Source organism: Okeania sp. SIO2F4 (assembly GCF_010672385.1).
Classification (GTDB): Bacteria; Cyanobacteriota; Cyanobacteriia; order Cyanobacteriales; family Microcoleaceae; genus Trichodesmium.
On sequence record NZ_JAAHGT010000719.1, the window covers coordinates 1 to 5,026 of the forward strand.

Sequence of the window (5,026 nt, forward strand, 5' to 3'; positions counted from 1 at the left end):
TTGGTAACTTTACTTCAAAGAAAGACGATATTACAGAAATTTCTACAGGACAATATGCTAAAAGCCAAGTACAAAAAAGTGTAGCTAAACGTCTTCTTTCTCCTATCGGTGGGATAATTAGTGCAATAGATAAACAAGCTAGAGTTCAAGTAGCAATTCTTTATTGGGATAAGGGAAATAATCAAAATGTAACTATTATTGATATCCGTAGTCGAGATGCTCTGTTGTTTAGAACAGACCTGGAACTTATGACTGGGTTAAAAATTAAGAGATAAGTTAATAATGGATAATTAATAATTAATAATTAATAATTACTTCTCCTTAAAAAAGCAATCAGCAATCAGCACTCAGCAGTCAGCACTAAACGTTTAGAAGGGGAATGTTACCCCTCCTAAACTATCCTGCTTATAGAAGCAGGGGATGTTTTACCCAAGCTCAAAAAGCTGTTAACGCAGTTCCGACCCAGGAGGCTAGCTGAATGCTAAAAGCCAATAGCCAGTTAAAAAAATAGAATTTACCAAAATAATTGTAAGCATTCAGCCATTAGCTAAGAGCTGAATGTTTACATTTTTTTCAATGGTTAATCTACTCATAATTGTTGGGAAAGTTGGAAATTTTAATATGGAACAGAGATGATTGTTTCTAAAACAATATAAATTCTCACAGACTGACAAAATAGCGATCGCCATCACCACTATTAAATTCATTTATTAATAACAAAGAGAAACTTTAAAATAATCTAAATAATCTCCAATGATAGAAATAATAATTGATAAAATATGATACTACTTTTGCGTTTGCGAAAAATATGATAAATTAAAAAAAGCGGAAAAAATCTATATTCTCTCGTAATATTTAGTTAAGATTGATGTTGATTTTGAGGATATAACTTATGACTCCAGAAACAATAGTTAAACAGTCTTTAGAAACACCAAGCGCATATACAACATTTAGTGCTGACAACTTCAACACTTATGTAATGAATACTTACGGGCGTTTTCCCATTGCCCTCGAACGGGGTGAAGGTTGTCGCGTTTGGGATACTGAAGGAAAAGAATATTTAGATTTTGTTGCTGGAATTGCTACTTGCACTCTCGGTCACGCTCACCCCGTGATGATGGCAACAGTGTCAGAGCAAATTCAAAGATTACATCATGTATCTAATCTATACTATATTCCAGTTCAGGGAGAATTGGCACAGTGGTTGATACAACATTCTTGCGCTGACAAAGCATTTTTCTGTAATTCTGGAGCGGAAGCTAACGAAGGAGCAATAAAACTTGCCCGGAAATATGCCCATGAAAAGTTAAACATCGAAAATCCAACAATTTTGACTGCCCATGCTAGCTTCCATGGGAGAACTCTGGCAACTATTACCGCAACTGGGCAACCAAAATATCACAAAGGTTTTAGCCCCTTAATGCCAGGATTTTATTATGTACCCTACAATGATATTGCTGCTATAGAAAGCGCGATCGCTGAATTAGACAAAGACAAACGACAAGTTGCAGCTATTATGCTAGAAGCACTCCAGGGAGAAGGGGGGGTGCGCCCTGGTGATGTAGCTTATTTCCAAAGAATTAGAGAAATTTGTAATGAGAAAGGTATTCTTTTAATATTAGATGAAGTACAAGTAGGAATGGGTCGCAGTGGCAAACTTTGGGGATATGAAAATCTCGGCATCGAACCAGATATTTTAACTTCCGCTAAGGGGTTAGGAGGAGGTATCCCCATCGGCGCAATGTTATGTAAATCTCACTGTGATGTATTTGAACCAGGCAGTCATGCTAGCACTTTTGGCGGAAACCCTTTTGCTTGTGCAGTAGCGTTGGCAGTTTGTCAAACTTTGGAACAGGAAAATTTGTTGGCAAATGTACAGCAGAGGGGGGAACAGTTACGGGTAGGATTAAATGCTATTGCTGCTAAATATCCTAACTTATTCACTGAAGTACGAGGTTGGGGTTTGATTAATGGTATAGAATTAAATGCAGATATAGAGTTGACTTCTATCGATCTAGTCAAAGCTGCCATGAATGAGGGGTTGTTAATTGTGCCTGCGGGTCCAAAAGTCTTGCGGTTTGTGCCTCCACTCATAGTTACTGAGACTGAAGTAACGGAAGCTATGGATGCTTTAGCAAAAGCGATCGCTAATGTTGAAGTCAGAAGTTAGAAGTCACAAGTCAGAAGTAATTTCTGACTGAGTTTGAGCATTTATAAATGTCCTCACCTATTTGCGTAATGCTATACAATACTGTAGAGACGTTCCATGGAACGTCCCTACAAAGGTTGTGATTTTGGCTGTTTGGTGTAGTAGGCAAAAACTATAACGTTAGAAATATTTAGAGAGCGGAAAGTTGGAAAGTTTACCAAAATAATGACTTATAAAATTAATCATAAATTAAAACGATTAAAAATATGGCTAGTAGTGGGAGTAGCGATCGCTCTCCTTTCTATTTCGTTATACGCAATAGTAATCTCGCCAACTCCAGTCACCGCTAAAACTACACCTGAAAAAAAAGAAGTGCGGGGAGTCTGGATAACTAACGTTAGTAGTAGCGTATTATTCACTCCGTGGGGAATTAATCGCGCCCTCCGTCAACTTTCTCAACTCAATTTCAATACTGTTTATCCCGTAACCTGGAACCGAGGTAACACCTTTTACCCCAGTGATATCGCAAAAAAAATCACAGGTCAACCTCAAGACCCAACTCTTGCTACATTTCGCCTTGGTCAAGATGTACTCAGAGAAATATTTAAACAATCTCATCGCCAAGGTCTACGAGTTATCCCTTGGTTTGAATATGGTTTCATGGCTCCAATAAACTCTCTATTAGTCAAACGTCATCCTCACTGGGTGACAACAAGTCTTGACAAAAATAGAAATTTTTCTGAAGATTTTTTTGAACTAGAGCTGAAAGATTTACTCCCTGAATCAGATGAACAGTCTTTATTAACCCAACTGCAACAGTCGCTCTCCATCTACAATGTTTGGCTTAACCCCATTCATCCCCAGGTGCAAAACTTTATTCTCGACCTAATATTAGAAGTTGTCAAAAAATACGATGTTGATGGAATTCAAATAGACGATCGCTTTGGAATGCCAGTACAATTTGGCTACGATCCGGTTACAGTTCACCTTTATCGAGAACAACATCAGGGCAAAATGCCTCCAAAAGATTTTACAGACCCAGAATGGATGGAATGGCGGGCAAATCAAATTACTGCCTTTATCGAAAGACTTTACAAATCTATTAAAGCTGTCAAACCAAACTGTATTGTGTCTGTGTCTTCTAATCCCTATGATTTTGCCTACAAATTATATCTACAAGATTGGCAAACTTGGATAAAGAGAGGCTTAGTAGATGAATTTATTTTGCAGGTGTATCGAGACGATCTACCTTCATTTATAAAAGAGTTGGAGCAACCCTCACTCAAAATTGCTAAAAATAAAATTCCTTTCAGTATTGGTATTCTCACAGGTACCTTGAAAACACCCATGACAATTGAGAAAATTCAACAACAGGTAAAAGCAGTGCGCGATCGTAACTTTGCTGGAGTATCTTTTTTCTATTGGGAAACTTTATGGAGTTATATGACTCCAGACTCACCCCAAGAGCGGCGTGTTGAGTTTAAGAAAATGTTTCCTACTTCTGTATCTCGCCCGAAATGAAGATATGGGGAGATGGGGAGTGTGGGGAGGATGGGGAGTGTGGGGAGGATGGGGAGTGTGGGGAGTGTGGGGAGTGTGGGGAGTGTGGGGAGTGTGGGGAGATTGAAGTAATTATAGAATTATCAACATATATTGGCTTTGTTGCATAAAAGTAGCGATAGAACATCCATTCCGCTTTGGTTCGCACATGAAACGCGGAGTAAGTGCGACAGCTATATCGCTCTCTTTCGCGATTATTGATGTTCTATTCATCTATTGTCCAATAGTTAGGGTTTACCGATAGACTCTCAAAACCTTTACAGGTAAAAGTTTCAGCCTTTTTTTGTATTATATTGATGTTTTATTCATCTATTGTCCAATAGTTACAGCAGTTTCCGCACCTGATGAAGTACATATGCGGAGCAAGTGCAGCAGCTATATACTTTCATGCAACAAAGCCACATATATTATATAACCGGGTTCTATATTATGCAAAGAAATCTGATATTTTAACAACAGACATCTACGAAAAACCGGATTTCTGGGTTCGGTGTGCGTAAGTCCTGTTAATATTAAAGTTGCTAGAAAATTTATTTGATGTCACTTACCAAGTTGTATTATCATCCCTCCCGGACCAAACCCCAAAAAATTTCATGGGGTTTTTGCTTGGAGTGGGTATTTTTCACTATTGTCGGCTTTTTCCTCAGCTTAATATTTGTGGAAATAGGTGTGAGACCTTATGTTGGTGCTTTCTCAGGAGCTATCGGTGGAGCTGTGGTGGGATTAGCACAATGGTTGATACTGAGAAATCGGATTTTTCGTAGCAAATGGTGGGTAGTGGTGAGTATTGTGAGTTGGTTATTTATAGGGGCGAGTAGTTTAGGAGCTTTAGGTTGGATAGCTCCACGAACGGAGCAAATATTTTTGAGGTTGTTTCACGGATTTATTAATGGTGCTATTGTGGGGGCGATTTTGGGATTAGGTCAATGGTTTGTACTCAGGAAGCAAATCTATCGGGAGGAGTTGTGGATAATTGCAAATATTATTGCTTGGGCAATTGGTTTGCCTCTAGGTTGGTTAGTCGGTGGCTTAGTTTATAGGGCGATCGGTCTATTTATTGGTGAGGCGATCGGTTTATTTGTTACCTGGTTTTTTGTTGCTGCAATTACAGGTACTGCTCTAATGCGTTTATATTCAGGTCGGTAGGTCAACAATTAATAATTAATAATTAATAATTAACAATTACCTCTCCTTGAAAACGGATAGGATTGACTAATTATGAAAATTTTTTCTTCTCTTCTCCTGTCTCCTACCCCTACCACTCATACTTTCCATAAGCAAACCCTAATTACAAATGTGGTTATTGCAGAAAGTAAT

The 5,026-nt window shown here is 38.3% G+C and carries 4 protein-coding genes; all 4 read left to right on the forward strand.

All coding sequences use genetic code 11. The annotated features are described in order from the left end of the window. The coding region (locus F6K22_RS31210) for a hypothetical protein (protein ID WP_293107209.1) at positions 1-275 on the forward strand (275 nt) is incomplete at its 5' end. A gap of 617 nt (positions 276-892) precedes the next feature. Continuing rightward, positions 893-2,170 carry an aspartate aminotransferase family protein gene (locus F6K22_RS31215; protein ID WP_293107212.1) on the forward strand — a complete coding sequence of 426 codons (1,278 nt, stop codon included), beginning with the start codon at positions 893-895 and terminating at the stop codon, positions 2,168-2,170. 204 nt (positions 2,171-2,374) lie between these two features. Further along, positions 2,375-3,670: a glycoside hydrolase family 10-like protein gene (locus tag F6K22_RS31220; RefSeq protein WP_293107215.1), complete on the forward strand. Its 1,296-nt coding sequence runs from the start codon at positions 2,375-2,377 to the stop codon at positions 3,668-3,670. Between the two features lie 576 nt (positions 3,671-4,246). Next, positions 4,247-4,855, forward strand: a complete 609-nt coding sequence (locus F6K22_RS31225) for a hypothetical protein (RefSeq protein ID WP_293107218.1) — start codon at positions 4,247-4,249, stop codon at positions 4,853-4,855. Positions 4,856-5,026 lie beyond the last annotated feature (171 nt).

What these genes read in the sequence shown, in the direction of transcription:
- F6K22_RS31215 (WP_293107212.1), top strand. Translation starts at nt 893, where the DNA reads ATGACTCCAGAAACAATAGTTAAACAGTCTTTAGAAACACCAAGCGCA.
- F6K22_RS31220 (WP_293107215.1), top strand. Translation starts at nt 2,375, where the DNA reads ATGACTTATAAAATTAATCATAAATTAAAACGATTAAAAATATGGCTA.
- F6K22_RS31225 (WP_293107218.1), top strand. Translation starts at nt 4,247, where the DNA reads ATGTCACTTACCAAGTTGTATTATCATCCCTCCCGGACCAAACCCCAA.